Source organism: Pseudomonas sp. WHRI 8519 (assembly GCF_040224055.2).
GTDB lineage: Bacteria > Pseudomonadota > Gammaproteobacteria > Pseudomonadales > Pseudomonadaceae > Aquipseudomonas > Aquipseudomonas putida_X.
In genome coordinates this window covers 2,263,492-2,289,604 of sequence record NZ_CP167996.1, presented here as the reverse complement: position 1 = coordinate 2,289,604, position 26,113 = coordinate 2,263,492, and the positions used below count along the sequence as shown (strand labels likewise).

Annotated in this window: 26 protein-coding genes; 13 read left to right on the top strand and 13 right to left on the bottom strand. The window is 62.0% G+C overall.

The annotated features are described in order from the left end of the window. Window positions 1-64: 64 nt before the first annotated feature. The 8 genes from ABRP30_RS10500 to ABRP30_RS10465 all read right to left on the bottom strand — a co-directional run bounded on the left by ABRP30_RS10500 (window position 65) and on the right by ABRP30_RS10465 (window position 10,192). Complete coding sequence (locus ABRP30_RS10500) at window positions 65-964, bottom strand: LysR substrate-binding domain-containing protein (RefSeq protein ID WP_349974348.1); 900 nt, start codon at window positions 962-964, stop codon at window positions 65-67. 33 nt (window positions 965-997) lie between these two features. Next, a complete protein-coding gene (proP, locus tag ABRP30_RS10495) occupies window positions 998-2,500 on the bottom strand; it encodes a glycine betaine/L-proline transporter ProP (RefSeq protein ID WP_349974349.1) in 1,503 nt (500 codons plus the stop codon). 91 nt (window positions 2,501-2,591) lie between these two features. Beyond that, complete coding sequence (gene hemB, locus ABRP30_RS10490; protein ID WP_267823020.1) at window positions 2,592-3,566, bottom strand: porphobilinogen synthase; 975 nt, start codon at window positions 3,564-3,566, stop codon at window positions 2,592-2,594. Between the two features lie 126 nt (window positions 3,567-3,692). Beyond that, window positions 3,693-4,070: a response regulator gene (locus ABRP30_RS10485; RefSeq protein WP_241806393.1), complete on the bottom strand. Its 378-nt coding sequence runs from the start codon at window positions 4,068-4,070 to the stop codon at window positions 3,693-3,695. A 44-nt stretch (window positions 4,071-4,114) separates the two neighbouring features. Next, complete coding sequence (locus ABRP30_RS10480; RefSeq protein WP_349974350.1) at window positions 4,115-5,341, bottom strand: hybrid sensor histidine kinase/response regulator; 1,227 nt, start codon at window positions 5,339-5,341, stop codon at window positions 4,115-4,117. Beyond that, window positions 5,335-5,910: a chemotaxis protein CheB gene (locus ABRP30_RS10475; RefSeq protein ID WP_267823016.1), complete on the bottom strand. Its 576-nt coding sequence runs from the start codon at window positions 5,908-5,910 to the stop codon at window positions 5,335-5,337. The genes ABRP30_RS10480 and ABRP30_RS10475 overlap by 7 nt, the downstream gene beginning before the upstream one ends. Continuing rightward, window positions 5,907-6,728 (bottom strand): protein-glutamate O-methyltransferase CheR, encoded by an 822-nt coding sequence (locus tag ABRP30_RS10470; protein WP_349974351.1) that lies wholly within the window; start codon window positions 6,726-6,728, stop codon window positions 5,907-5,909. The genes ABRP30_RS10475 and ABRP30_RS10470 overlap by 4 nt, the downstream gene beginning before the upstream one ends. Further along, a complete protein-coding gene (locus ABRP30_RS10465) occupies window positions 6,725-10,192 on the bottom strand; it encodes a response regulator (protein WP_349974352.1) in 3,468 nt (1,155 codons plus the stop codon). The genes ABRP30_RS10470 and ABRP30_RS10465 overlap by 4 nt, the downstream gene beginning before the upstream one ends. A gap of 250 nt (window positions 10,193-10,442) precedes the next feature. On the opposite strand from ABRP30_RS10465, the gene ABRP30_RS10460 reads away from it, so the two are divergent. Next, window positions 10,443-10,805 carry a response regulator gene (locus ABRP30_RS10460; RefSeq protein WP_267823010.1) on the top strand — a complete coding sequence of 121 codons (363 nt, stop codon included), beginning with the start codon at window positions 10,443-10,445 and terminating at the stop codon, window positions 10,803-10,805. Window positions 10,806-10,828: 23 nt separating this feature from the next. Here ABRP30_RS10460 and cobF read toward each other — a convergent pair whose 3' ends face one another. Continuing rightward, window positions 10,829-11,602, bottom strand: a complete 774-nt coding sequence (gene cobF, locus ABRP30_RS10455; protein ID WP_349974353.1) for a precorrin-6A synthase (deacetylating) — start codon at window positions 11,600-11,602, stop codon at window positions 10,829-10,831. Window positions 11,603-11,667: 65 nt separating this feature from the next. After that, window positions 11,668-12,957 carry an OprD family porin gene (locus ABRP30_RS10450; RefSeq protein WP_349974354.1) on the bottom strand — a complete coding sequence of 430 codons (1,290 nt, stop codon included), beginning with the start codon at window positions 12,955-12,957 and terminating at the stop codon, window positions 11,668-11,670. 355 nt (window positions 12,958-13,312) lie between these two features. Between ABRP30_RS10450 and ABRP30_RS10445 the strand changes: the two genes are divergently transcribed. The 3 genes from ABRP30_RS10445 to ABRP30_RS10435 all read left to right on the top strand — a co-directional run bounded on the left by ABRP30_RS10445 (window position 13,313) and on the right by ABRP30_RS10435 (window position 14,779). After that, window positions 13,313-13,675, top strand: a complete 363-nt coding sequence (locus ABRP30_RS10445; protein ID WP_241806400.1) for a histone-like nucleoid-structuring protein, MvaT/MvaU family — start codon at window positions 13,313-13,315, stop codon at window positions 13,673-13,675. Between the two features lie 224 nt (window positions 13,676-13,899). Beyond that, window positions 13,900-14,427, top strand: coding sequence for a lactoylglutathione lyase (gene gloA, locus ABRP30_RS10440; RefSeq protein ID WP_241806401.1), 528 nt, complete (start codon window positions 13,900-13,902; stop codon window positions 14,425-14,427). Window positions 14,428-14,536: 109 nt separating this feature from the next. Next, complete coding sequence (locus tag ABRP30_RS10435; RefSeq protein ID WP_267823002.1) at window positions 14,537-14,779, top strand: hypothetical protein; 243 nt, start codon at window positions 14,537-14,539, stop codon at window positions 14,777-14,779. 58 nt (window positions 14,780-14,837) lie between these two features. Here the strand turns inward: ABRP30_RS10435 and ABRP30_RS10430 are convergent, their stop codons facing one another. Next, complete coding sequence (locus ABRP30_RS10430) at window positions 14,838-15,659, bottom strand: shikimate 5-dehydrogenase (protein ID WP_349974357.1); 822 nt, start codon at window positions 15,657-15,659, stop codon at window positions 14,838-14,840. A gap of 228 nt (window positions 15,660-15,887) precedes the next feature. Here ABRP30_RS10430 and ABRP30_RS10425 point away from each other — a divergent pair, with 228 nt between their 5' ends. After that, complete coding sequence (locus tag ABRP30_RS10425; RefSeq protein ID WP_012313987.1) at window positions 15,888-16,070, top strand: hypothetical protein; 183 nt, start codon at window positions 15,888-15,890, stop codon at window positions 16,068-16,070. Window positions 16,071-16,217: 147 nt separating this feature from the next. Here the strand turns inward: ABRP30_RS10425 and ABRP30_RS10420 are convergent, their stop codons facing one another. Further along, window positions 16,218-17,312, bottom strand: coding sequence for a GNAT family N-acetyltransferase/peptidase C39 family protein (locus tag ABRP30_RS10420; protein ID WP_349974358.1), 1,095 nt, complete (start codon window positions 17,310-17,312; stop codon window positions 16,218-16,220). 94 nt (window positions 17,313-17,406) lie between these two features. Between ABRP30_RS10420 and ABRP30_RS10415 the strand changes: the two genes are divergently transcribed. From ABRP30_RS10415 to pbpG, 3 genes are all read left to right on the top strand, one after another. Next, window positions 17,407-18,987 (top strand): RimK family protein, encoded by a 1,581-nt coding sequence (locus ABRP30_RS10415; RefSeq protein WP_267822995.1) that lies wholly within the window; start codon window positions 17,407-17,409, stop codon window positions 18,985-18,987. 3 nt (window positions 18,988-18,990) lie between these two features. Further along, window positions 18,991-19,902 (top strand): magnesium transporter CorA family protein, encoded by a 912-nt coding sequence (locus ABRP30_RS10410; RefSeq protein WP_267822994.1) that lies wholly within the window; start codon window positions 18,991-18,993, stop codon window positions 19,900-19,902. Between the two features lie 447 nt (window positions 19,903-20,349). Further along, complete coding sequence (pbpG, locus tag ABRP30_RS10405) at window positions 20,350-21,276, top strand: D-alanyl-D-alanine endopeptidase (RefSeq protein ID WP_349974359.1); 927 nt, start codon at window positions 20,350-20,352, stop codon at window positions 21,274-21,276. A 60-nt stretch (window positions 21,277-21,336) separates the two neighbouring features. On the opposite strand, the gene ABRP30_RS10400 is transcribed toward pbpG, so the two are convergent. Continuing rightward, entirely contained in the window at window positions 21,337-21,768 is a 432-nt protein-coding gene (locus tag ABRP30_RS10400; RefSeq protein WP_349974360.1) for a hypothetical protein, read from the bottom strand. Between the two features lie 198 nt (window positions 21,769-21,966). On the opposite strand from ABRP30_RS10400, the gene ABRP30_RS10395 reads away from it, so the two are divergent. The 5 genes from ABRP30_RS10395 to ABRP30_RS10375 all read left to right on the top strand — a co-directional run bounded on the left by ABRP30_RS10395 (window position 21,967) and on the right by ABRP30_RS10375 (window position 26,104). Next, entirely contained in the window at window positions 21,967-23,301 is a 1,335-nt protein-coding gene (locus ABRP30_RS10395; RefSeq protein ID WP_267822987.1) for a lysine N(6)-hydroxylase/L-ornithine N(5)-oxygenase family protein, read from the top strand. Between the two features lie 169 nt (window positions 23,302-23,470). Then, window positions 23,471-24,670, top strand: a complete 1,200-nt coding sequence (locus ABRP30_RS10390; protein ID WP_349974361.1) for a PepSY domain-containing protein — start codon at window positions 23,471-23,473, stop codon at window positions 24,668-24,670. Then, complete coding sequence (locus tag ABRP30_RS10385; RefSeq protein WP_241806408.1) at window positions 24,667-25,206, top strand: thiamine pyrophosphate-binding protein; 540 nt, start codon at window positions 24,667-24,669, stop codon at window positions 25,204-25,206. The genes ABRP30_RS10390 and ABRP30_RS10385 overlap by 4 nt, the downstream gene beginning before the upstream one ends. Beyond that, window positions 25,203-25,523, top strand: coding sequence for a hypothetical protein (locus tag ABRP30_RS10380; protein ID WP_349974362.1), 321 nt, complete (start codon window positions 25,203-25,205; stop codon window positions 25,521-25,523). Before ABRP30_RS10385 ends, ABRP30_RS10380 begins: the two co-directional genes overlap by 4 nt. Before the next feature lie 11 nt (window positions 25,524-25,534). Beyond that, window positions 25,535-26,104: a DUF6162 family protein gene (locus ABRP30_RS10375; RefSeq protein ID WP_349974605.1), complete on the top strand. Its 570-nt coding sequence runs from the start codon at window positions 25,535-25,537 to the stop codon at window positions 26,102-26,104. The last annotated feature ends 9 nt before the right edge of the window (window positions 26,105-26,113 follow it).

Here is a 26,113-nt window from a genome sequence, read left to right as displayed (position 1 = left end):
CCAGACTAGCACCCGACCTGCACAGCCAGAGAGCCAGCAACGCTTCGTTCAGACGATAGATTTTCTACTGCGTTAGCGCCCTCGCCTGCGCTAACAGCCAGGCCCGCACCATTGCCAGCGCCGGGGGTTGGTGGGCATTGCGCGGCCACACCAGGTAAAACGCCTGCCGCAACTCCAGCACCTGGTCGAAGGCAAGGGCCAGGCGCCCGGCGTGCAGGTCGCTGTGCACGAAAAACTCGCTGGCCAGCGCCAGGCCCTGCCCTGCAACCGCGGCATCGATGGCAAGTGACGTCTGGTTGAAGCGCATATGCTTGGCCCCGGGCGGTAACGGCCGTTGGAATACCTCGTTGATGAAGTCCGGCCAGACGTTGTGGGCATCGTGCAGCAACGGGTAACGCTGCAAATGCTCCAGATCCACGGGCTTACCCAGTTGCGCGAGCAGCGCCGGGCTGGCGACGGCCACCACGCGTTGCGCGAGCAACGGTTCGGTGTGCAGGCCCGGGCCGAACGGTGGCACGCCGTAACGCACGGCAATATCTACGCCCTCTGGGCGGAACTGGGAAAGCCGGTCGGTGGCCAGCACCTGCAGGTCGATGTCCGGGTGCGCCTGCGCGAAGGACGACAACCTGGGGATCAGCCATTTCGCCGCGAAGGTCGGTGTAACGCTCACCGTCAGGTGCGATGCATCCGGGCGCAGCGCCTGGGTGGCGCTGCCGATCAGGGCAAAGGCGCTGCGGATATCGACACTGTAGCGCTGGCCGGCGCCTGTCAGGCTCAGGCCCCTGGGCAAGCGCTCGAACAGCTTGATCCCCAGGTTCGCTTCAAGCCCGCGTATCTGCTGCGCCACGGCAGCCTGGGTTACCCCGAGTTCGTCTGCGGCCAGGCGAAAGTTGAGGTGGCGCGCCACCACCTCGAAAACACGTAGGCCATTTAGCGGCGGCAGCGCGCAGAACCCTTCGGCCATACACTTTATCTACTGAGTGAACAGGCCTGTAGCTTAATCGATACGCGGGTGTTGCTGTACCAGCAACTTGCGTTTGGCCTCAAGCTCGGCAATCTGCGCATCGATGTCTTCGATCTTGTGCTCGATATTGTCGTGGTGCTCCTGCAGCAGCTCTCGCGCCTCATCGATATCCGAGGCCGCCGGGGCAGCGCCACGCAGTGGCTTGTTGGCGGTTTCTTTCATGGTCAGGCCGGTGATCAGGCCAATGGCGGCAATCACCATCAGGTAGTACGCCGGCATGTACAGGTCGCCGGTGGTCTCTACCAGCCAGGCCGCCAGGGTCGGGGTCAGGCCGGCGATCAGCACCGAAATGTTGAAGGCACTGGCCAGGGCGCTGTAGCGAATATGGGTGGGGAACATCGCCGGCAGGGTCGAAGCCATCACGCCGATGAAGAAGTTGAGCAACACGGCAATGATCAGCAAGCCGGCGAAGATCACCCCGAGCACACCACTGTTGATGAGCATGAAGGCCGGGATGGCCAGGGCCAACAGGCCGACACTGCCGACGATGATGAATGGGCGGCGGCCCCACTTGTCGCTGAGCAGGCCGATGACCGGCTGCACGAACAGCATGCCGACCATGATCGCGATGATGATCAGTACACCGTGGTCTTCGCTGTAGTGCAGGTTGTGCGACAGGTAGCTGGGCATGTAGGTGAGCAGCATGTAGTAGGTCACGTTGGTGGCGATCACCACGCCAATGCACGTCACCAGGCTGCGCCAGTGCTTTGTGGCAACTTCCTTGAACGACACCTTGGGCCCCGAAGCCAGGCCCTCGCGGTCGCCCTGTTCAAGCTTATCGACATGCTGCTGGAACGCCGGGGTCTCCTCCAGCGCATGGCGCAGGTAGAGGCCGATGATGCCCAACGGCAAGGCAAGGAAGAACGGCAGGCGCCAGCCCCATTCGAGAAACTTTTCCTCGCCCAGGTAGGTGGAGATCAGCACCACGACCCCGGCGCCGAGGACAAAGCCGGCGATCGAGCCAAAATCCAGCCAGCTGCCGAGGAAGCCGCGCTTGCGGTCGGGTGCGTATTCGGCGACGAAGATCGAGGCGCCGGTGTATTCACCACCCACCGAGAAGCCTTGGGCCATTTTTGCCAGCAACAGCAAGATCGGCGCCCAGATGCCGATGGTGTCATAGGACGGTATCAGGCCGATGGCGAAGGTGCTGAGCGACATGATCACGATGGTCGCGGCAAGAATTTTCTGCCGGCCGAACTTGTCGCCCAGGGCACCGAAGAACAGCCCGCCCAGCGGGCGGATCAGGAACGGGACCGAGAAGGTGGCCAAGGCCGCGATCATCTGCACGCTGGGGTCGGCGTTGGGGAAGAACACCTTGCCCAGGGCATAGGCGACAAAGCCGTAAACGCCGAAGTCGAACCACTCCATGGCGTTGCCCAGCGCAGCGGCAGTGATCGCCTTGCGCATTTTCGCGTCGTCGACGATGGTGATGTCTTTCAAGCCGATCGGCTTGACAGCTTTTTTGCGTGATTTCATCCATGTGTCCCTGTTACTGAGGCTCTTTGGCATCAGATACACCGGGACACAAAATAATTCCACGCTCAGCGATTTCTCGCGTGCAGTGGCCTCAGATGCCTTCGCGGGCCAGGTCCATGGCGAAATAGGTCAGGATCAGGTCAGCACCGGCACGCTTGATCGCACCGATACTCTCACGCACCACTCGCCCCTCGTCGATGGCACCGGCCTGGCCGCCGAACTTGATCATCGCGTACTCACCACTGACCTGGTAAGCCGCCAGCGGCAGGCGCGATGCGGCGCGAATGTCGGCGATCACGTCCAGGTAGGCCCCGGCCGGTTTGACCATCAGTACATCGGCACCTTCCTGCTCGTCGAGCAGCGACTCGCGCACCGCTTCGCGGCGGTTCATCGGGTTCATCTGGTAGCTCTTGCGGTCGCCCTTGAGCGCTGTGCCGCCCGCTTCACGGAATGGACCATAGAGCGACGAGGCGAACTTGGTGGAGTAGGCCATGATCGCGGTGTCGTGGAAGCCCGCGGCATCCAGCGCACCACGGATCGCCTGGACCTGCCCGTCCATCGCCGCCGACGGCGCGATGAAGTCGGCCCCAGCCGCTGCAGCCACCACGGCCTGCCTGCCCAGGTTGGCCAGGGTGGCGTCGTTGTCCACGCCATGGTCGTGCAGCACGCCGCAATGGCCGTGGCTGGTGTACTCACAGAAGCAGGTGTCGGACATCACCACCATTTCCGGCACGCTGTCCTTGCAGATGCGGGCCATGCGCGCCACCAGGCCGTTCTCGTTCCAGGTATCGCTACCGGTGGCATCGAGGTTGTGCGAAACGCCGAAGGTCATCACCGACTTGATGCCGGCGCGGGCGTAGCGTTCGATTTCCTCGGCCAGCCGTTTTTCGGGAATACGGTTGACCCCCGGCATGCTGGTGATCGGCACGAAGTCGTCGATGCCCTCCTCGACGAAGATCGGCAGGATCAGGTCTTCAAGGCGGAATTCCGTCTCCTGGAAGAGCGTGCGCAGCGACTCGTTCTGACGCAGGCGACGGGGGCGGACGGAAGGGAAATGGTTGGCCATGACAGCTCCAGGGAATATGGACGGCGTACACCATATGCCTGTTGAGCTTCAGTGAAAAGGCTCAATGGCGAGATTGTGCCTTGCATCAGAGGCAATAACCGGGGCGACCAGCCCCGGCACAGCGGCTCAACGCAACAGGTCCTGGATCTGCTGGTGCAACGTGTCCAGGTCAAACGGTTTGGCCAGGATCGGCGCCTTGCGGGCGATGGGGCTGCCCGACTCGAGAATCTCCGCCGGGTAGCCACTGATGAAGATCACCTTGAGGTCCGGTCGCAGCTTCACCGCAGGCTCGGCGATCTCGACCCCGGAAATGCCGCCGGGCAAGCGAAAGTCGGTGACCATCAGGTCCAGGTGCGGCTTGCTCGCCAGGATCGCGAACGCCTGTTCACCGTCCTCGGCCACCAATACGTGGTAGCCCTCACCTGCCAGGTAGTCACGCAGGATCATCCGGATTGCCGGTTCATCCTCGACCACCAACACCACATCTTGTGCATCTTCACTCATGACAACAACGCCTTGAAATTACAGTTGGCCATCTGACCCCAGGCTCAGGCAGAGGTTGCCCGCACCTGATCGTTTTGTTCGGTCTGCCGCGTCAGCGGCAATTGCAGGGTGAACGTGGCGCCCTTGCCTTCCTCACTCTGCACCTGGATCTGCCCGCCATGGGCGCTGACGATCTGCTCCGAGATATACAGCCCCAGCCCCAGCCCGGCACTGGCCTGCTGAGTGGCAACGCGCTCGAACTGCTGGAAAATCCGTTGCTGGTTGACGCCACTGATGCCGATGCCGTGATCCTGCACCTGCACCCAGGCCATGCCCGCCTGCTCGAATACCCGCACCTCGACCGGCTGGCGTTCGCCATAACGCAACGCATTGGACAACAGGTTGGCCAGTACTTGTTCAATCCGGAATTCATCCCACTCACCCTGCAGGCGATCGCAGCGCTGCAGATCGATGTGCGTGCCCAGCGCGGTGGCCTGTGCAGTGAAGTTTTCCACCAGGCCACGCACCAGCTGGCCCAGGTCGAACAGCTTGGGCCGTAGCGACAGCTTGCCGGTGCGGATGCGCGACACATCGAGCATGTCTTCGATCAGGCGGATCAGGCTATTGATCTGCCGTTCGTCGCGCTCGACCATGGCTTGCAGCTTGTCAGGGCTGAACGCCTCGAGGCTGCCGCGGGCCAAGTGCATCTTGCGCAGCTGGGTCTCGAGGATAAGGCCGTTGAGCGGTGTACGCACCTCGTGGGCCACGATCGACATGAAGTCGTCGCGCATGCGTACGGCATGCTCCAGCTCACTGCGCGCCACCTGCAACTGCGTGAGCAGCAGTTCCTGCTCCTGGCGGCTGCGCTCAAGCGCCTGCAACTGGCTGTCGAGCCCCTTGCGCTGGCGGTACAGGTCGACGAACACCGTGACCTTGTTCTTCACCGCCAGGGTATCGAGCGGCTTATAGAGGAAGTCTACCGCGCCGCTTTCGTAGCCCTTGAAGGCGTAGTTCATCTCGCGCCCGGCAGCGGTGACGAAGACGATCGGGATATTGCGAGTCTTTTCCGTGCCGCGCATCAGTTCGGCCAGTTCAAAGCCATTCATGCCCGGCATCTGCACGTCGAGAATGGCCAGGGCGAATTCGTGCTCCAGCAACAACGACAATGCGGCTTCCGCAGATTGGGCCTGGTGCACCTCGCGGTCTTGGCCCTGAATCAGGGCGTCGAGGGCCAGGAGGTTTTCCGGCAGATCATCGACGATCAGCAGTTTGGCGGTGATGTGGCTTAGCATGCACTGGATTCCAGGTTGGCGAGCAATTGCCCGATACCGCTCAAAGAAAGAATCAGGTCGGGCTGGTGGAGCGCCAAAGCGGCCTCCGGCATCAGCGCTACCTGGGCGTCGCGGGGGTCCTGGACCACAGTCCGGCCGCCGCTGTTCTTGATGTAGGCAAGGCCTTTGGCGCCGTCCTCGTTGGCGCCGGTGAGCAATACACCCAGCAGGCCCGCGCCATAGGCATCGGCTGCCGAGATGAACAGGAAGTCGATGGCCGGGCGCGAGAAATGCACCGGCTCCTCCTGGCTCAGCGACAGGCTCAGATCCTGCTCGACCGACAGGTGATAACCGGGCGTCGCCACGTAGATCTGGCCAGGGGCGATGACCTCTTTGTCCCGCGCCTCGTGCACCGGCCTGTGCAGGCGCCGCTGCAGCACGTCGGCCAGATGGCTGTGACGGTCATCGGGCAGGTGCAGCACACACAGCACCGGCGTCGCGAATGCCGGCGGCAAGCCGCCGAGCACCTGAAACAGCGCCTGCACGCCGCCCGCCGAAGCACCGATCACCACCGCGCTTATGCCCTTCATGATTTGCGGTAGATCCGTTCGGGCTTGACCAGCGGCTCGAAACGGTCGCTATAAGCGGAAAAATCCACCGATTCCTTGCTGCCCAGCACCAGAAAGCCACGGTGACACAAGGACTCATGGAACAGCCCCAGGGCGCGGTCCTGCAGCTCTTTGTTGAAGTAGATCAGCACGTTGCGGCACGACACCAGCTGGGTTTCGGAGAACACGCTGTCGGTGGCCAGGCTGTGGTCGGCGAAGGTCACGTTGTCGCGCAGGCTGCTGTCCATAATGGCGTTGCCATAGGCGCTGGTGTAGTACTCGGCAAAGTCGCGCCGCCCGCCGGCCAGGCGGTAGTTTTCTTCGTACTCGCGCATGCTCTGCATCGAGTAGATACCCTGCTTGGCCCTGTCCAGGGAGCGCGGATTGATATCGGTGGCATACAGGATGGTGCGCTCCAGCAGGCCTTCCTCGCGCAAAAGGATGGCCATCGAATACACCTCTTCGCCGGTGCTGCAGCCCGCGATCCAGATCTTTATCGACGGCCAGGTGCGCAACAGCGGCACCACCTCGGTGCGCAGGGCAAGAAAGTGGCTCGGGTCGCGGAACATCTCGCTGACCGGGATCGTCAGGAACTGCAGCAACTGCATGAACATGCCCGGGTCGTGCAGCACCCGTTCCTGCAGGGACGACACCGTAGCGCAATCGAACTGGCGCAGGGCATGGAGTATCCGGCGCTTGATCGAAGCGCCGGAGTAGTTGCGAAAATCGTAGCTGTACTTGAGGTAGATCGCCTCGATCAGCAGCCTGATCTCGATGTCGGTGTTGCGCTCGCTAATCAAATTCGCTCCAGTTGCGGCAGCCACACACGGATCAACGAGAACAGGCGGTCCAGGTCGATCGGTTTGGCCAGGTAATCATTGGCGCCGGCCTGCAGGCAGCGGTGCTGGTCATCCTTCATCGCCTTGGCGGTCACGGCGATGATCGGCAACTTGCGCCAGCGCGGCTGCTGGCGGATCAGGCGGGTAGCCTCGAAGCCATCCATTTCCGGCATCATCACATCCATCAGCACCAGGTCGATGTCATCATGCTGCTCCAGCCGCTCGATGGCCTCACGCCCGTTGCGGCCGATCTCGACGATGGCGCCCTTGTGCTCCAGGGCACTGGTGAGGGCGAAGATATTACGCACATCGTCGTCCACCAGCAGCACCTTGCGCCCTTCGAAGACCTTGTCACGGCTGCGCGCGGTCTTGAGCATGCGCTGGCGCTCATGGGACAGCTGCGATTCGACTTTGTGCAGGAACAACGTCACCTCGTCGAGCAGACGCTCTGGCGAGCGTGCGCCCTTGATGATGATCGAACGCGAATACTTGAGCAGTTCGGCCTCTTCCTCACGGGTGAGGTTGCGCCCGGTATAGACGATCACCGGTGGGAATGACCGGATATCTTCTGCAGTCATGCGCTTGAGCAGCTCGTTGCCGAGCATGTCGGGCAGCTTGAGGTCGATGATCATACAGTCGTAGATGTTCTCGCGCAGCAACGCCAGGGCGTCCTGTGCCAGGGCGACGGCGGTGATCTCGACATCGTCGTCGCCGATCAGGCGAGCGATGCTCTCGCGCTGCAGGTCGTCATCCTCCACCAGCAGGATGTGCTTGAGCTTCTGCGTGAGCTTGGCTTCCAGGCGCGCGAACACTTCCTTGAGCTCTTCGCGGCTGGTCGGCTTGACCGCGTAGCCCACCGCCCCCATGTGCATGGCCGCCTCGACGCGGTCTTCCACGGAGATGATGTGCACCGGGATATGGCGGGTGCCAGCCAACTCTTTGAGGCGCTGCAACACGGTGAGGCCGGAGTGGTCGGGCAGGCGCATGTCCAGCAGGATCGCATCGGGAATGTACTGGGCGGCCAGTGCGAAGCCCTCATCGGCGGCCTGGGCCACCAGGCAGCTGTAGCCCAGTTCGTGCGCCAGGTCGAAGAGGATACGGGCGAAGTTCGGCTCGTCCTCGATCACCAGGATGCAGCGGTTGCCGAACGGGGCGTGCTCGCGGTCATCGGCGAAGGTCGGTGCGGGCAGTTTCGGCAACGCTGGCGTGGCGACCTGGGGTGCCGGCGGCAAGGTGTCGACTGCCGGACGCAGGCTGTGGGCCTCGACTTCCTCGGCCTCGGCTTCGTAGCGTTCGGGCATCGTCAGGCTGAACACACTGCCCTGGCCAGGGCTGCTGTCGACGCTGATCCGCCCACCGAGCAAATGCGCCAGGTCGCGGGAGATCGACAGGCCCAGCCCGGTGCCGCCATAGCGGCGGTTGCTGCTGCCATCCACCTGGTGGAAGGCGCCGAAGATCGCCTGCTGCTGGTCGGGAGCGATACCGATGCCCGAGTCGCGCACGGCAAAGACGATGCCCGCGTCTGCCTGATGGCTGATGGTCAGGCTGACCTGGCCGTGGTCGGTGAATTTGATGGCATTGGACAGCAGGTTCTTGAGAATCTGCTCCAGGCGCTGGCGGTCGGTGAACAGTGTCGCCGGTACAGGGGGCTCTACCTTGACCTGGAAAGCCAGGCCCTTGTGCTCGGCCAGCGGCAGGAACATGCCGCGCAGGCCTTCGACGAGGCGCTCCAGCTGAGTGGTCTCGGGGCGCACTTCAAGCTTGCCAGCCTCGACTTTGGCGATGTCGAGAATGTCGTTGATCAGGTTGAGCAGGTCATTGCCGGCCGAATAGATGGACTCGGCGAACTTGACCTGCTCTGCGCTGAGGTTGCCCTCGCCGTTCTCCGCCAGCAGCTTGGCCAGGATCAGCGAGCTGTTGAGCGGCGTGCGCAGCTCGTGGGACATGTTGGCGAGGAACTCGGACTTGTACTTGCTCGAACGCTGCAGGTCGTCGGCGCGGGCCTGCAGTTCTTGCTGGGCCTGAAGCAGCTCGTCGTTCTTGCGATCCAGGGCATCGGTGCGCTCGGACAGTTGCTCGTTGGTCTGCTCCAGCTCGGCCTGCTGGGTCTCAAGGTGAGCCTGGGACTCCTTGAGCACGCGGGACTGCTCTTCCAGCTCCTCGTTCGCAGTCTTGAGTTCTTCCTGCTGCACCTGCAGCTCTTCGTTGAGCTGCTGAGTCTCGGCCAGCACTTCCTGGAGGCGCTGGCGGTAGCGGGCGCTTTCTATGGACATGCCGAGGTTGCCAGCCACACGCTCCATCAGCTCGTCGTCACGCTCCTGCAAAGGCCGCAGGAAGCCCAGCTCGATCACGCCGTTGATCTGGCCATCGTCGATGGCCGGCATCAGCAAGGCACTGCGCGGCAAGCCGCTACCCAGGCCGGAGCTGAGACGGTAGTAGTCTTCGGGCAGGTCATCCAGGCGCAGCAGGCGGCCTTCGCGTACTGCCTGCGACAACAGGCCATCGTGGGCCGCCAGCACCTGTTCGCGGCCCTGCTCCTCAGCGTCCAGGCCATAGCTGGCCACGCGCACCAGGCGGCCGTGGCCGTCACGCACGTACAGCGCGCCGACCACGCTACCCAGGTAGCTGGCGAAGAAGCGCAGGATGTTTTCGCCGAGCATCGGCAGGGTCAGCTGCCCCAGCACCTGTTCGGCCAGCTGGGTCTGACCGTTGCGCAACCAGGCCTGCTGTTCCAGGCGCTCGGCCGAGCGCTGCTGAGCCTTGAGGTTGTCATCGTAGCTGGTAGACAGCGCCATCAGGTCGCGGCGGCCCAGGTAGGCCAGCAAGGCGCTCAGGCCAACGATCAACAGCACGAACGCCGAGATGGCGGTCACCGTAACGTTGCTGACCTTCTCGTTGCGGGCCATGCGCAGCTGCTGCTCAGTGTCGACCAGGTCATCGAATTCCTTGCGGATCTCGTCGGTGATGCGTTTACCGCGGCCGTTGGCGACCGACTGGCGATAATCTCCGCCATCGCGGCGCTGGGCGATCATCTCGCCACCGAAGTCATTCCAGGCGTCCTGCAGGGCGATCAGGCGGTCGATGCGGTCGACCTGCTGAGGGTTGTCCTCGACCATGCCGCGCAGGCTGGTGAGGCTGCCCTTGATCTTGGGTTTGGCAACCTCGTAGGGGTCCAGGAAGCGCTCGTCACCGGTGATGAGAAACCCGCGCATGCCGGTTTCCATGTCGATCGACAACTTGATCGCTTCATTGGCATTGCCGATCACCCGATCGGTATGCTCGACCCACTGCATGGCCGACAACAGGTAGTTGATGACCGCAACGAAAGCTACGGCACCGAGCAGGCCCACCCCAAGGGGCAGGCCGATGTTGCGGCTCAACAGCTTGCGGAAGCTTTGCTGGTCCATCGAGGCTGCTTGAATCATTTGAAGACGCCCGAGCGAAAAAGTCCATTGAACGGTGTGGCGGATAAAGCCTGTTCTTAGTATGCCGCCGCGCTCACCGGTTTATAGCGAGTCTAACCAGCTTTGCTGGCCGTGGCAGGGCATTTAGCCAGTATTTGAAGGTTACCTTCAGCAATCGTTCCATCCAATCGTAACGATCGGTATCCTCATGGAACTTCTGACGCTGGCCGGCGCACAGAATAAAGACATTCTTCTGGTACAGGATCACAAAATGCACCTCTTGGTAGTCGAAGATGACGACATCGTCCGGATGTTGATGGTCGATGTGCTCGACGAACTGGGCTCCGAACTGGGCTTCGAAACCCTCGAGGCGAGTTGCGCCCACGCCGCGCTGGCGATCCTTGAAAACCCAGACCAGTCGCTGGCCCTGCTGATGACCGATGTTGGCCTGCCGGACATGCGCGGTGAGGAACTGGCAGCAAGGGCCCGTGCTCTGCGGCCCACCCTGCCTGTGCTGTTTGCCAGCGGCTACGCCGAAAGCCTCGATGTCCCCGAGGGCATGCACATGATTGGCAAGCCGTTCAGCATCGATCAGTTGCGCGATAAAGTGTTCGGAATTTTGGGTCAGCGTTGACCTCGGTAGCGCCTCTTCGCGGTTTACCGTGAAGAGGCCGCCTCAAGCCATGCCTCGCGCCGCAACAAATACGTGTCCATGATCCACCCCTTGCGCGCCCTCGCCTCTTCGCGCACCTGCAAAATCTGCGCTTTCACCGCCTGCAAAGGCCCGGCGATCAACACTTCGTCCTCCGTACCCAGGTAAGCCCCCCAATAGATCACCAGCCCAGGGTCGTCGATGTGGGTAAAAGCGCATTGCCCGTCGAGCATCACCACCACATTGTCGATCTGCCCCTGTCGCGCCAGGCGCCGCCCCGGTAAAACCACCACGGGTTCGCCTATACGGTTGAGCGCAATCTGATGGCGCGCCGCCAGCGCCTGCACACTGCTGATGCCTGGAATGACCTGCAGGCGCAAAGCCACGCCACGTTCGCGAACCAACTGCAGAACGCGCAGGGTGCTGTCATACAAGCCCGGCTCGCCCCACAGCAAAAAGGCGCCGACATCCTCACTGCGCATTTCATCGGCTATCAGCCGGGCGTACAGGGCTGCGCGCTGGTGGTGCCAGTCCTGGACCGCAGTCACATAATCGTGCGCTTGAGCATCCCGCTGTGGGTCCGCTACCTGTACCCAGCGGTAGCCGCCCTGCGGCCTGTAACGATCGACAATGGCTTTGCGCAGGCTGACCAGCTCGTCTTTGTCCGAACCCTTGTCGAGCACGAAGAAGACGGTAGCGCGACGCAACGCCTCGACGGCCTCGAAGGTCACCTGGCGTGGGTCGCCCGGGCCGATACCGATCAACAACAGGTCTTTCATGGCATAGCCCTGAACATGCACCAGCAGTCATTGTCGGCCGGTAGCGAGTGTTTGGCAAAGTGCACTCAAAAGATCGAGAAGCTATAGCTGACGATGACCCGTGTTTCGTCCATGTCACGCGCCCACTTTTCGTAGTTGCTGCGGTAAGTGGAATTGCGCAGGCGCACGCTGACGTCTTTGAAAGTACCGCTCTGTACCTGGTACTTGAACTCGGTGTCGCGCTCCCACTCTTTGCCCTGGACATTACTGCCCGGGACCTTGATGTGGTCGCCATTGATGTAACGGGTGAAAAACGTCAGCCCCGGCACCCCCAGGGCCTTGAAGTCATAGTCGTAACGCAACTGCCATGAGCGCTCCTGCGCGGCGGCGAAGTCGTTGACCTGTGCATAGTTGACCAAGTACGGGTTGCTGCCATCGAGGTACGGCATGGCGTTTTCGCCATACATGCGCTGCCAGCCCGCACTGACCTTGTGGCCGCCCAGGCTGTACCCGAGCATCCCGCTGAAGGCGCGGTGATCGATCTGGCCTGCCCGGGCGTTACCGATGTCATCGCTCTTGATCAGGCGCAGGTCGGCCGACAGGCTGCCCACCGTAAGCGGCTGGCTGGCGACCAGGCCAAGAAAGTGCTGGCGGTAGATGTTTTCCAGCTTGGCTACTTGGTAGTGAGCACTGACCCGCTCATTGAGGCGGTAATCCAGCCCTGCCAGGTCGAAGTGGTCGGCTTCGATATCACAGGCATAGCGCTTGTTCTTGCAATGCACGCGAATGTCCTGGCGGTCGGTTGAATCGCGGGCGGTGTACTGGTTCAGGCGGGCCAGCGTGAACTTCATGTCGCGCACTTCTTCGGAAGTGAGCATGGCGCCGTGGAACATCGTCGGCAACAGGCGGCCATCGTTGTATTTCAACAGGGGAACATCGGGCATCAGCGAACCGTATTTGAGCACGGTAGCGGACACCTTGACCTTGGCGGCCAGGCCGATCTTCGCGTATTGATCAGCCGCGTGCCTTGGGTTATGACCCGAAGAAGGCAACAAACCGCTGTTACTGTCCGCCGGGCTGGAATCGAGCTTGATACCCAACAGGCCCACTGCATCCACACCGACGCCTACCGGGCCTTGGGTATAACCCGACTGCACATTGAGCATGAAGCCTTGCGCTGACTCTTCCCGCTTGGACGCGCCCTGGCTGGAAGTACTGTGGCCGTCACGAAAATCCCGGTTGAAATAAAGGGTGCGGGCTTCGACCTTGGCACGGGTGTCTTCAACAAATCCGGCGGCCTGGGCGTGCGCACCGGCACACATCAGCAACAGGCCGGCAACTCGGCGCCCAGGGGCGGGAGAAAAAGGGGCAAACATGCGAGGGAACATCCAGAGAAAGGCAGAAATCAATGCACGGCGAAGGCGCGCGGCGCAGACAAGACCCGGTCGAACAATGCCCGACCATCATGGCAAATGATTGCGTGAAGGCGCTGGCCCGCACCATTGGACCATGGTCTAGAAACGCTGCACTGGCAGCCTGTCGCACATCGCAATTACCGCACGAAACACTTGTAAAGTTCCCTGGTTAATTGGAAAAGTTTGCGGTTTACCCAATTGCCACAAGTGTCTACACTCGTTATCAGCGAACAGTTAAAACCCACCGCGTGGCCGGCGTTATTTCTCTTCAATGTTCGTCACGCCCTGCCACAGATGCCGTACAGGAGTGATTACAGTGTCCAGACTTGCAGAGTTTCGTGCTGCCGAAAAAGCGCTCCAGGAACAGATGGCTCAACTGGAGGCGCTGAAAAAGGATGCCGGCCTAAAACGTGAAATCGAATTCGAGCAGAAACTAGTCGGCCTGATGAAAAGCTACGACAAAAGTCTGCGCGACATCATCGCCATCCTCGATCCCAAGGCCGTCACCCGAGGCGCCGCACCCAGTGCGCCAAAGCAACAACGCCGCCCGCGCGTGGTGAAAGTGTATGAAAACCCGCACACCGGCGAGCTGATCGAAACCAAAGGTGGTAACCACCGCGGGTTGAAGGCGTGGAAAGAACAGTACGGGGCCGGCACGGTGGAAAGTTGGCTGCGCTGATGAAACGTCAACGCGTGCTTCACACTTTTTTCACAAGGGCAGGCTCAATATCGAGACAGCTAAAGGACTAGCGACCCCATCACGCGCCCGCACACGCGGGCCTCTAATTCCAGCGCCCTGCACTCGTGCAGGGCGCTTTCATTTGCGCAATCGGTTCACTGCCGTATCATGGCTCTCCTGTCTGTTCCGCTGGCCCCGCTGCCAGCCCCGTTCCTGGAGTACCCATGAGCCTGCACGATCTGCAAAACCTGCCTGGCGTCACCGCACAGCCCGACAACGCCACTGCTCAATTCGTCTTCAACCACACCATGCTGCGGGTCAAGGACATCGAGAAGTCGCTGGACTTCTACACCCGTGTCCTGGGCTTCCGCCTGGTGGACAAACGCGACTTCCCGGAAGCGGCTTTCAGCCTGTATTTCCTGGCCCTGGTCGACCCAGCGCAGATTCCGGCCGACGACGCCGAGCGTCATCAGTGGATGAAGTCGATCCCCGGCGTGCTCGAACTGACCCACAACCACGGTACTGAAAACGACCCGGCGTTCGCCTATCACAACGGCAACACCGACCCACGTGGCTTCGGCCATATCTGCATTTCGGTACCGGACGTTCGCACGGCCTGCGCCCGCTTCGAAGCGCTGAACGTACCGTTCCAGAAACGCCTGGAAGACGGCCGCATGAACCACCTGGCCTTCGTCAAGGACCCGGACGGTTACTGGGTCGAGGTGATTCAGCCCTCTGAACTCAAAGGCTGATCCAAACCGCGGAGCCTCGTCGGCGCGCGCTCGTCAGGCCGGGAACTCCCGGCCCCTCGCTGTGGTATATGAAGGTAACAGCTTCACTAGCCACAGCGAGGTAAGGACGATGCAATCTCTTCACTGTGAATACCGCGACCACACCATCACCGCCAGTGTGATGCCTCATCCCGACTCCCCTCTGCCCTACTCTGCGGGCTGCCTGATCACCGATCCGCAAGGCCACACCAGCAAGCGCCTGTCCATGCCGATGAAATTCTTCTCAGACCTTGAGAATGCTCAGCATGTGTCGCTGGCCCACGGCCGAGCCCTGGTGGACCAGCAGTTGGACAAGGGCCACAAGGCGTTCTGAATGTGGGCATGGACGGCCTCCTCGCCGGTATGCCCGCGAGGAGGCCGCAAAAGCGGCGCTAGGCGCCCCGGGCGTAGGCCACTGCAGCCTCGACCTGCTCCCGTGTAGGTCGCACGCCGGTATACAGCACAAATTGCTCCAGGGCCTGCAACGCGATCACTTCCAAACCGGTGATCACCGGCTTGCCCAGGGCCTGGGCGTGCTGGATCAAGGGCGTTTGCGCCGGCATCGCCACCACATCGAAGACCCGCTGCGCGGCGGCGATGGCGTTCTCGCTGAACGCCAACTGGTGGGCCTCTTGCCCGCCTGCCATGCCGATCGGCGTCACATTCACCAGCATCGGCGGGCACCGGTCACCCAGCTCGGCGACCCAACGGTAGCCACATACATCAGCCAGCTGCCGCCCCGCCTGCTCATTGCGGGCGACGATGATGCCCTCTTTGAACCCCGCATCGCGCAGCGCACTGGCCACCGCCTTGGCCATGCCACCACTGCCGCGCAGGGCAAAGGCTGTGGACGGGTCGACACGATGCTGTTCGAGCAACTGCCGCACTGCCAGGTAGTCGGTGTTGTAGGCTTTCAGATGACCTGCCGTGTTGACCACCGTGTTCACCGACTCGATGGCTGCCGCCGACGGGTCAACCTCATCGACCAAGGCCATGCAGGCCTCCTTGTACGGCATGGAAACACCACAGCCGCGGATGCCCAGCGCGCGGATACCGGCCACAGCGGCCGGCAAGTCATGGGTGCTCATCGCCTTGTAGTAGTAATCCAGGCCCAGTTGCTGGTACAGATGGTTATGAAAGCGAACGCCAAAGTGGCCTGGCCGGCCCGCCAGGGAAATGCACAGCACAGTGTCTCTGCTGGGAGTTGACGTCATCAATCGCTCCTTGTGCGTAGCTGAAACGTTTGTTCAGCGTAACAGACCTGCCCGTTGATCGTCCTTACACAACCTTTACCGTTTCCCTGCGCTCAGCTGACAGTGCTACGGGCGATAGTACGGCAGCGTCGAGAACAGTTGATAAAGCTGATGAACACTATTGAGCGAGTCGATTTCAAACCTCGCTGGCCACTGCGTAAGGTAGGCACATGTTTACAGGAGGTCCCTATGGCCACTATTCAGATCATGTCCGTCGTCGGCAGTGCCGTCCCCTCGACTCTGCGTGAGCAGGGGCTGCTGGCATGCTGGTACCTGGTGCGCAACGGTGAAGCGGTCAGCGGACCGTTGGCAACCCGTGCATCCGCCCAGGCCCTTGCCGATCGACTGAAGGACGACTGCCTGCTCGCTTGAAACGAATGTGTTGTGCGTTGCTCTCTGCCCTGTTCTGGCCCGCCTTCGGCGGGTCTTTTTTTACCGGCGTGAAACGGGATCGTGCCGGGCCAATGGCGCCCCAGCACGCTCGATGCGCATAAAGAAAGCGCAAAAAACACAAACCCTTTACCGCCCCCGCAACAGCACAGCGGCCCTGACCCGCTGCCTGCCGAAACTGCTCATGCGCTGGAATTCGGCATGGCTGACGGGCAGATGCTGGCAATCCATAACGCTTTTTTGGCTGCTGTGATCCACATCAGGATCATGCAGGTACACGAACTCGTCATCGCAGCCTGTTACCAGGATCCAGTGCGGGGCCTTCAGGCGGGTGAAACGGTAGCTGCTGATCAGCACCACCGGCCTGAACCCGGCTTGCAACGCCGAGCGTACATCGAGGCCGGGCGCCAGTACTTGATGCACATCGGTTTCGGCCAGCGCCTGGGCAAAGCCGTCCTCGACCAGTTGCATCACGTCTTTTTTCTGCGCGCTGCGCACGCCATCGAGAAACAGCGACCCAGGCTGGCTGACCACCATGCGCACCTCGAACCCCCGCCGCCAGGCCGCCAGGGCAAGCCCCTGCGGGCTGCAACCGCCGTGGCCTGCTGTCATGAAGATGGTGGTCGCTTCTCGCCACAGCTGAATTTCCTCGCTGCGGTGCATGGCACGCCCCGGTTCGACTGCAGCCATGGCCATCAACAGGCAGGCGGCGCCACAGGTGAACTCGGTGGTTTGCGCGTAGTACGGCACTTGCTGTGCAGGGGCCGGAGCACTGCGCAGGATGCGCTTCTCGAAGCGCAGCGCCTGGCTGTGGTCCTCATAGTAGTCCTCGACCCTCGCGAAGCGTTGGAAGCCATTGCTTTCGTACAGGCTGATAGCCGACACATTGTCCGTGCGTACCTCCAGGCGCAGCCAGGCGCAATTACGCTCAAGCGCGCTTGCCTCGGCCTGCTCCAGCAGCCGCTGGCCCAGCCCATGGCCGCGCCAGGTCGGGCTGACGGCAATGGAATACAGGCGGGCAAGTGATGTGCCGCGATGAAACAGCAACAACGCGTACCCCGCCAGCTGCCCCTGATGCTCAGCGACGATAAGGCGGGCATTGGCGCGTCGCACCATCCAACTGAAATTGCGTGGGTTGAGGCGGTCGAGGGTGAAGCAGTCCTGCTCCAGGGCAACCAGCGCATCGATATCGGCTACCGATGCAAAGCGAAAATCAAAAGCCATGGCAACACCGTAATGTTTGAGTAACGAACCGGGACAGGTCGCAAAACCCGTGATTTATTGAAGGGGCGTCTTCTTCAACAGGGATCGAATACTCATGTCAGCGGTGCAAGCCAACGTGGCCGAAGTATTGGCCAAAACCGAAGGTTCTACAATCACCCTTTCCGAGGAACCACCAAGCAAGCGGCGCGCCGGCAACCGCTTGTTGATCCTGGTCGAGCGCAAGGAAGATTGGGCCAGCTACCTGCCCAGCGAAAGCCTGATGCTCGCCCAGGATTACCTTGAACACAGCGACGACGTCGCCGGGCGTACGCAGGTGATCAACCTGTGCCGCAACTATAAATACCTGGGCCAAGGCTACTACTGCTCGCTGCTCGCCGAGGCACGGGGCCACAAGGTGTTCCCGTCGGTACGAACCATCAGCGAGCTTTCCCGCAAGGCGCTGTATGGCGTGGGGCTGGATGACCTGGAACGTACCCTGGAGCGAGCCCTGGCCAATCACCCCTATGGCAGCACCGAAGCCTTCACCCTCACCTTGTACTTCGGCCGCACCGCCATCGAACCGCTCCAGGATATCGGCCGACAGCTGTTCGAGTCGTTCCCCTGCCCGGTCTTGCTGGTGGAGTTTCGCCGACGTGATGCTTGGCAAATCGACGGGATCAAGGCCGGCGCGCTGCACAAACTGCGGGATGAACAGCAGCACTTGTTCGCCGACGCGCTGGACGCTTTCAACCGCCGGACGTGGCGTCAGCCGGCGTCTAAACGCCTGGCCCGCTTCGACATGGCGATTCTGCATGACCCCGCCGAGGCCCTGCCGCCATCCAATCCCAAGGCGCTGGAGCAGTTCATCGAGAACGGTAAACAGCTGGGCATCGATGTGGAACTGATCGAGAAGAAGGACTACGCGCGCCTGGCCGAGTTTGACGCGCTGTTCATTCGAGAGACCACGCGGGTGGACGACCATACGTATCGGTTTGCCAAAAAGGCCGAAAGCGAAGGCCTGGTGGTGATCGACGACCCCTCTTCCATCCTGCGCTGCACCAACAAGGTCTATCTCGCCGACCTGCTCAAGCGCCACAACCTCGGCGCACCGAACACAGAGATCCTGTACAAGGATCGCCCGCAGGAACTCGAACTCGTGGGCCGGCGCCTCGGTTTTCCGCTGGTATTGAAGATTCCCGACGGCTGCTTCTCGAAAGGCGTGATCAAGGTCGCCGACGCCCAGGCACTGGCCTCGGCGGCGCAGGAGCTGTTCGAACACTCGGTACTGCTGCTGGCCCAGGAATATTGCTACACCGAGTACGACTGGCGTATCGGTGTACTCAACGGCGAGGCGCTTTACGCCTGCCAATACTTCATGTCCAAGGGCCACTGGCAAATCTATAACCACAAGGCCCAGGCCGGCGAAGTCAACGGCCAGTGCCGGGCGGTCCCGGTGGAACAGGCACCGCCCGAAGTGGTGAAGCTGGCCGTCGACACTGCCAGGCTCATCGGGCAAGGGCTATACGGGGTGGACCTGAAGCAGACCGGCGACCGCGTACTGGTGATCGAAGTCAACGACAACCCCAACCTCGACGCCGGCATCGAAGACGCCGTGCTGGGTAACGCGCTTTACCAGCGGGTGCTGCAAGCGTTCGTGCAGCGCCTGGAATGCAAACACCTCGGCCAGGCATGGTGAACGATGATCAAAGCCTATCGCGCCGTTGAGGGCGCTCTGCTTGAAGCACCCGAAGAACAGGCGAGCGTCTGGTTGTGTGTGGCGCCAGACGCAGGGGAGCAATCCCGCTTGCGCGAGGGCCTGGGGGTCAGTGCCCAGTCGCTGGAGTCCTCCTTGGACCCGGATGAAGTGGCGCGTATCGAGATCAAGCCTGACCACCTGTTCCTGATCTGGAAGCGCCCGGAAAGCTTCGATGGCCGGGTGTTCAATGTGTCGTCGTTTGGCGTTGTGCTCAGCGAAAGGCGCTTGGTGGTGATCTGCGCCAGCAACTCGCTATTGGCCGGAGTAGACCGGCAAGCCGGCATGAGCACCCCACTGGATGTACTGATGGCGATGCTGGCTGAGAGCGTGCATCACTACCTGGGGCATCTGCGGGTGGTGAAGCAGGTGGCCCGCGAGATCCAGCTGCAATTCGATCGGACCATGGATAACCAGCACCTGGTGCAGATGTACAGCCTCAGCGAAAGCCTGGTGTATTACGTCAACGCCATCCAGAGCAATGGTGCGGTGCTCGCCCTGCTGCGCAGCCACGGCCAGAAGCATGGCTTCGGGCCCGAGCAACTGGAGGCGCTGAATGACCTGATCATCGAAAACGAGCAAAGCTACCAGCAGGCGAAGATCCATGCTCAGGTCTTCACCAATTTGATCGAGGCCCGCGGCAACCTGGCCAACAACGGCATGAACCACGCGCTGCGCAACCTGACCATGATCAATGTGGTGTTCCTGCCCTTGAACCTGCTCGCCAGCATCGGCGGTATGTCGGAGTTCAGCATGATGACCTCCGGTACCCCCTGGTGGTTGGCGTTTCCCGCACTGCTGCTTGCCATGGCGTTACTTGGCGGGGCCATGGCCGTCGCGCTACGGCGTATGGCATGACCCGCTGCCCCAGAACACCATCCTCAACACATGCCCGTCGACCATCAGGACGGCATCATGGAAAAGTCATACATCGGGTTATGCGTGCTGGTGCTGATTGCAATGGCAGGCACGTTGATAGGCCTATTGGAACGCCGGGCCGACCGATCGGCAGAGCCCGGGCTCAAGCGCCAGGCAACCAACGTTCAGCGGCGGCGTCGAAACTGAAGTGGCGGCCCCACCCCGGCGTGCACGTAACCGGGCCAGGGGCTGACGACAGGCCAAGTTGGCCAAGCGGGAACAGCAGGCAATGGGTACAGAATAGGTACAGGATTAAATTTCGTTCACCTTGCGCCCTTTAGTCATAAGGCATTCGACAGGGTTTGGGCCATACTCCACAATGCAGCGGTTTTTTGGGGAAAAACCCTTGCACAGCCAACGACATACCAACTTTTAGTGAGCCTGAACGTGAAAACATCCCTGTCCATCCTCAGCCTGCTGCTGTTGCTCACAGGTACCGCGACCCTACCGTCGACCGCTGCTGCACAACCCCCAGCCCAGATTCAACGCGACCCCTCAAAGCTGCATCTGGCTTCCGGCAGCGCCCTGCTGATCGACCTCAATACCAACAAAGAACTGTATTCGAGCCACGCCGACCGCGTGGTACCGATTGCCTCGGTGACCAAACTGATGACCGCGATGGTGGTGCTGGACGCCAAGCTGCCCATGGATGAGATGCTCACCATGACCATCGCCAACAACCCGGACATGAAAGGCGTGTACTCGCGCGTGCGCCTGGGCAGCCAGCTCAACCGCCGCGAAACCCTGCTCATCACCCTGATGTCGTCGGAAAACCGCGCCGCCACGTCCCTGGCCAACCACTACCCAGGGGGCTACCCGGCTTTCATCAAGGCCATGAACGCCAAAGCCCGCAGCCTGGGCATGGCCCACACCCGCTATGTCGAGCCAACCGGCCTGTCGACACAAAACGTCTCCAGCGCCCGCGACCTGGCCAAACTGCTGATGGCGTCACGCAAATACCCGATGCTCAGCGAGCTGTCGACCACCCGCGAAAAAACCGTGGCCTTCCGCAAGCCCAACTACACACTGGGCTTTCGCAACACCGACCACCTGGTCAACAAGAGCAACTGGGACATCAAGCTGACCAAGACTGGCTTCACCAATGAGGCCGGGCATTGCCTGGTGCTGCTCACGCGCATGGACAACCGCCCGGTGGCCATGGTGATCCTCGATGCCTTCGGCAAGTACACCCACTTTGCCGATGCCAGCCGCATGCGCCAGTGGCTTGAGACCGGCACCGCCAAACCCGCACCGGCCGTCGCGATGCAGTACAAGTCGGACCGCCAGAACAAGAGCCGGCTGGCTTCAGAGTAAGGTTTCGGCTCGGCTGGCCCGTTTGCGGCGCTGTCCGCAGGCGGGCCGGCTTGCCTGCACTCAGGCCTGAGTGTTGACGACCGTACCCGCCGTGCTGCCACCGGTCTGCTGCAACGCTTCGAGCAGTTGCGCCGTGGCCGTCATGATCTGGCCGGTGATCGTGGCAATGCTCGACTGCCTGGCACTCACGGCAGCGGTTTTGGCCGTCTCTTCCATGTTCTGCGCCATCAGGCTGGCCAGTTGCTTCTGCTCTTCGGCCAACTGCTTCTGCAGCTGCTTGATCATCTCGCGCAATTGCTTGATGTGCGCAGGCTCCGAGCTCTCATCGCTTTGCTGCGCACCTTGCGCACCGCCGCCACCCTGAGCCTTGGGCGTTTCTGCCGACGCGGCGGGCGCTGCACTTTTCTGTGCGTCTTCGCTTTTTACCGTTTCAGTGCTGCTGGTGGCCTGCGCCGAGACGTTGTTGAGGGTGATTGCCGCGATACCTGTCATGTTCCGGTCCCTGCCTTGAAATAGGTCCTTGCGTTGACCTGCCTATCGGCCGCACAGCGCAGTTCTTTAGCCCGGCAGCAGGCCGTGGACGATGCGTTCAGTAAATTCCCCGGTGCATGGCTCGTTCCAACCAATGTACTCACGCAGGCGCCGGAGCCCCGGCGGGCGCACACATTCGACCATTATGGGATCGCAGCCATGAGCCAGTCTTCAAACCCAGAAACCATCAAGGATCTGATCGGCGTGGGCTTTGGCCCTTCCAACCTGGCCTTGGCCATCGCCCTGGAGGAACTCGCCCAGACCCAGGGCCGTGCCCTCGACGCGCTGTTCATCGACAAGCAGGAGCAATACCGCTGGCATGGTGAAACGCTGGCGACCCAGAGCGAGTTGCAGATATCCTTCCTCAAGGACCTGGTGTCGCTGCGCAACCCCACCAGCCCCTACAGTTTCGTCAACTACTTGCACCAGAAGCAGCGCCTGGCCGACTTCATCAACCTGGGCACCTTCTACCCCTGCCGCCTGGAGTACAACGACTATCTGCGCTGGGCCGCCGAACATTTCGCCACTCAAGCCGTCTATGGCGAGCACGTGCTGCGCATCGAGCCAGAGGTGAAGGCTGGCCGTGTCGAGCATTTGCGCCTGGTTTCGCAAGATGCGCAGGGGCGTGAATACACCCGCCGTACCCGTTCGGTCGTGGTCGGCACCGGCGGCACGCCGAAAATCCCGGAAAAATTCGGCGCTTTCAAGGACGACCCGCGGGTCTTCCACCACTCCCAGTACCTGAGCAGCCTGAACAAGTTGCCCTGCGCCGAAGGCAAACCGATGCGCATCGCGGTAATCGGCTCTGGCCAGAGCGCCGCCGAAGCCTTCATCGACCTCAACGACAGCTACCCGTCGGTCAAGGTCGACATGATCCTGCGCGGTTCGGCGCTCAAGCCTGCGGACGACAGCCCATTCGTCAACGAAATCTTCTCGCCCGACTACACCGACCTTGTGTACAACGAGCCGGCCGAGCAGCGCGCCAAGCTGCTGGGTGAATACCACAACACCAACTACTCCGTGGTCGATCTGGACCTGATCGAGCGCATCTACGGCATCCTCTACCGCCAGAAGGTTTCGCACAAGGTGCGCCACAACGTGCTGTGCCGCCGCCAGGTGGAAGCGGTTGTCGCCACCCGCCACGGCATCGAACTCACCCTGCGCGACCTGGCCACCGACCAGCATCAGACCCACCGTTACGATGCGGTCATTCTGGCAACCGGCTACGAGCGCCGCTCGCATCGCGACCTGCTGGCGCCGCTGGCCGGTTACCTCGAGGACTTCAACGTCGATCGCAACTACCGGGTACTGTCCAGCCCGGACCTTGAAGCTTCGGTGTACCTGCAAGGTTTCTGCGAGGGCAGCCATGGCCTGAGCGACACCCTGCTGTCGGTACTGCCGTCGCGCGCCGCCGAAATCGGCCAGGCGCTGTACCAGGACCTCGCGCACCGACATGACAGAGCGCAACCGTCGGTCGCCCTCACCAGCGCCTGATCCTTCAAGGCCTGCAAGCCGACACGGCGCCCCGCGCCCTGTCGGCTTTTGCTTTTCTGAAACATTTGCTTGCATTTAAATAGGCAGGATTTCCATTCTCATTCGTCTTTATAGATGCAGCCCTTGTGGTTGGGCTTATGCTCGACCCTCATTTTCAGAAGACCGACCCATGGCCAAATCAAGCAAAAAATCCAAGTCCAAGCTGTGGTTCCTGGTCCACAGCTGGCTCGCCCTACCGATCTGGTTCTTCGTGCTGATCGTCTGCTTCACCGGCATGCTTGCCGTGGTCAGCCAGGAAATCGTCTGGCTGGCCAACCCCGATGTACGCGCCAGCAAGCCTGACGACAGCGCCGAACGCCTGAGCTTCCAGCAGGTGCTGGACGCCCTGCACAAGGCCGAACCGGATATGGTGGTGCGCACACTGAGGCAACCAGACGGTTCGCACTTTGCCCTCAACGCCGGGGTGACCCTGCCCGACGGCAGCAGCCCGACGCTGTACGTCAACCCCTACACCGGGGCCATCCAGGGCAAGGTCCCTGACTTCAACTTCGAAGCGTTCACCCGTGCCCTGCACGGCTGGTGGCTGGTGCCCTTCACCAATGGTTTCAGCTGGGGCTGGTACCTGGTTTCGCTGCTGGGCCTGCCGATGCTCGCTTCGCTGGTGACTGGCCTGGTGGTGTACAAGAAATTCTGGAAGGGCTTCTTCAAGCCCGTGCGCACCGGCCATGGCTCGCGCATCTTCTGGGGCGACCTGCATCGCCTGGCCGGGGTCTGGTCGATCTGGTTCATCGCGGTCATTGCCATCACCGGCACCTGGTTCCTGATCCAGGCGATCCTGTTCGACAACCACATCACAATCTCCAGCCAACCGATCACCCCGGTGATCGCCCGGGAAGATGTACCGCAAACCGCCGATGGCAGCCCTGCCCCGCGGATCGACCTGGACGAAGCGGCACGCATCGCCGGCCTGGCCATCCCTGGCCTGGAAATCAACGCCATCTCGCTGCCCGCCACGGCCTACAGCCATATCACCCTCAATGGCCCGGGCTGGTACCCGCTGATGTTCCAGACTGCCAACGTCAACCCCTACACACGCAAGGTCGACAGCCAGTTCCTGATCAGCGACCGCTCCGCCCTGGAGTTCGTCACCGAATCCATGCGCCCACTGCACACCGGCGACTTCGGCGGCCTGCCGGTCAAGCTGATCTGGTTCTTCTTCGGCCTGCTGCTGACCCTGATGGTATTCAGCGGCCTGCTGATCTGGACCAAGCGTACCGCCCAGGCGACCGCCGCCGCCCTCAAGCGCAGCGAGCGTGCGCCCCGGCCCCGCGCCACCGCCAGCGACACCCCCGTGGAGATCCGCCCATGAGCCAGGCCCAGGCCCTGCCCACCCGCCCATTCAAGCAATGGTGGCTGAAGTGGCGCTTTCACTTGAACATTCTGCTGATCCTCATCCCGCTGGGCTTCATGCCCAAGTATTTCGCCGACGCCAAGCTGTTTCGGGGTGATGCCGGGCTGGGCGTGAACCAGGTCAGCGACATCCAGGTCGGCCCCTACACGCTGGACCTGGCCGAGCTGCGCAGCGAAGCCCCCCGCGCCGACGGCCCGGCGGGCTACTTCAAGAGCTTCAACGCCGCCCTTTGCAAAGCCTGCATCGACGACGTCAAAGCCGTGTACCTGCGCGTCGGCAAACCTCGCAGCCTGCGCGCCGCCGGCAGCATCTTCTTCGGCGCGCCCTACCGCATGGTGACCAACCTGCCGATCCCTGAGCGTACCAAGCCAGACGCGCAGATCTGGATCACCGTCGAAGGCTGGGACGGCAGCATGCACCAGGCATCGGTACCGCTGAGCAAGGCTTCGCCAGCCACCGTGGCCTGGCTCGAAAAACAAGGAGGCAAGAAATGAAGCGCATGATCCGCAGGCTCGCCCTGCCCCTGCTGGTGCTGGCCGCCGGCCCGGCCCTGGCACACAACCCGATGTGCGAATGCGAAGAGATCAATGGCGGCCAGGTCAAGTGCACCGGTGGCTTCTCGGACGGCAGCGGCGCGCCGGGCGTGACCCTGGACGTGATCGGCTACGACGAGCAAGTACTGGTCGGCGGCAAGCTCGGCGATGACTCGACGCTGACCTTCAAGCGCCCCGACGGCGAGTTCTACGTGCTGTTCGATGCCGGCCCCGGCCACGTGGTGGAAGTCGACCACGCCGACATCGCGCAACCATGAGCGGCCCAACCCTGAGCCGCACCCACGTGGTGCGCCCTGCCGGCGCCGGGCACGAAACCCTCTACGTGCTGCTGGTCAGCCTGCTGATCGTCATTGTCGCGGCCGGCGTGGTGCTGCTGCGCGGTGAACGCGAAGACGAGCAGGCCATCGCCAGCCACCAGATCGACGCCCGCCGCGACCTGACGCCCGCCGAGCAAGGCATCTACACCGACCTTCGCGTGGCCTACGACGAGATCCAGTTGCTGCGCGAAGAAACCGCCGCCCAACCGAGTGTGGCGTCGTTGGCCGAGGAAGGCTTGCCACCCTTCGTGGTAGATGCCGGCAGCCAGAGCCGTGGCGGCCACCAATGGCAGTGGCTGGAGGCTGGCGCCTACCTCGGTCGCAGCCAGGCCCCTGAGGTCGCCGGCAGTTTTTTGCTGATCGTGGCGCACGAGCACAGCGGCCAGCCTGACGTCTGGCTGCACCGCGACAGCGCCACCGTGGTGCCGCAAGACCTTGGCCAGGCAACCCTGACCGCCGCGGGCTGGCAGCAAGTGGTCAGCCATTACGACGCCGGGGTCACCCGCGAACACCGTCACTGAACCCAAGGA

Excerpts from the sequence above, each read along its gene's own strand:
- ABRP30_RS10500 (WP_349974348.1), bottom strand. The coding sequence starts at position 964 with ATGGCCGAAGGGTTCTGCGCGCTGCCGCCGCTAAATGGCCTACGTGTT.
- proP (WP_349974349.1), bottom strand. The coding sequence starts at position 2,500 with ATGAAATCACGCAAAAAAGCTGTCAAGCCGATCGGCTTGAAAGACATC.
- hemB (WP_267823020.1), bottom strand. The coding sequence starts at position 3,566 with ATGGCCAACCATTTCCCTTCCGTCCGCCCCCGTCGCCTGCGTCAGAAC.
- ABRP30_RS10485 (WP_241806393.1), bottom strand. The coding sequence starts at position 4,070 with ATGAGTGAAGATGCACAAGATGTGGTGTTGGTGGTCGAGGATGAACCG.
- ABRP30_RS10480 (WP_349974350.1), bottom strand. The coding sequence starts at position 5,341 with ATGCTAAGCCACATCACCGCCAAACTGCTGATCGTCGATGATCTGCCG.
- ABRP30_RS10475 (WP_267823016.1), bottom strand. The coding sequence starts at position 5,910 with ATGAAGGGCATAAGCGCGGTGGTGATCGGTGCTTCGGCGGGCGGCGTG.
- ABRP30_RS10465 (WP_349974352.1), bottom strand. The coding sequence starts at position 10,192 with ATGATTCAAGCAGCCTCGATGGACCAGCAAAGCTTCCGCAAGCTGTTG.
- ABRP30_RS10460 (WP_267823010.1), top strand. The coding sequence starts at position 10,443 with ATGCACCTCTTGGTAGTCGAAGATGACGACATCGTCCGGATGTTGATG.
- cobF (WP_349974353.1), bottom strand. The coding sequence starts at position 11,602 with ATGAAAGACCTGTTGTTGATCGGTATCGGCCCGGGCGACCCACGCCAG.
- ABRP30_RS10450 (WP_349974354.1), bottom strand. The coding sequence starts at position 12,957 with ATGTTTGCCCCTTTTTCTCCCGCCCCTGGGCGCCGAGTTGCCGGCCTG.
- gloA (WP_241806401.1), top strand. The coding sequence starts at position 13,900 with ATGAGCCTGCACGATCTGCAAAACCTGCCTGGCGTCACCGCACAGCCC.
- ABRP30_RS10435 (WP_267823002.1), top strand. The coding sequence starts at position 14,537 with ATGCAATCTCTTCACTGTGAATACCGCGACCACACCATCACCGCCAGT.
- ABRP30_RS10430 (WP_349974357.1), bottom strand. The coding sequence starts at position 15,659 with ATGACGTCAACTCCCAGCAGAGACACTGTGCTGTGCATTTCCCTGGCG.
- ABRP30_RS10425 (WP_012313987.1), top strand. The coding sequence starts at position 15,888 with ATGGCCACTATTCAGATCATGTCCGTCGTCGGCAGTGCCGTCCCCTCG.
- ABRP30_RS10420 (WP_349974358.1), bottom strand. The coding sequence starts at position 17,312 with ATGGCTTTTGATTTTCGCTTTGCATCGGTAGCCGATATCGATGCGCTG.
- ABRP30_RS10415 (WP_267822995.1), top strand. The coding sequence starts at position 17,407 with ATGTCAGCGGTGCAAGCCAACGTGGCCGAAGTATTGGCCAAAACCGAA.
- ABRP30_RS10410 (WP_267822994.1), top strand. The coding sequence starts at position 18,991 with ATGATCAAAGCCTATCGCGCCGTTGAGGGCGCTCTGCTTGAAGCACCC.
- ABRP30_RS10400 (WP_349974360.1), bottom strand. The coding sequence starts at position 21,768 with ATGACAGGTATCGCGGCAATCACCCTCAACAACGTCTCGGCGCAGGCC.
- ABRP30_RS10395 (WP_267822987.1), top strand. The coding sequence starts at position 21,967 with ATGAGCCAGTCTTCAAACCCAGAAACCATCAAGGATCTGATCGGCGTG.
- ABRP30_RS10390 (WP_349974361.1), top strand. The coding sequence starts at position 23,471 with ATGGCCAAATCAAGCAAAAAATCCAAGTCCAAGCTGTGGTTCCTGGTC.
- ABRP30_RS10385 (WP_241806408.1), top strand. The coding sequence starts at position 24,667 with ATGAGCCAGGCCCAGGCCCTGCCCACCCGCCCATTCAAGCAATGGTGG.
- ABRP30_RS10380 (WP_349974362.1), top strand. The coding sequence starts at position 25,203 with ATGAAGCGCATGATCCGCAGGCTCGCCCTGCCCCTGCTGGTGCTGGCC.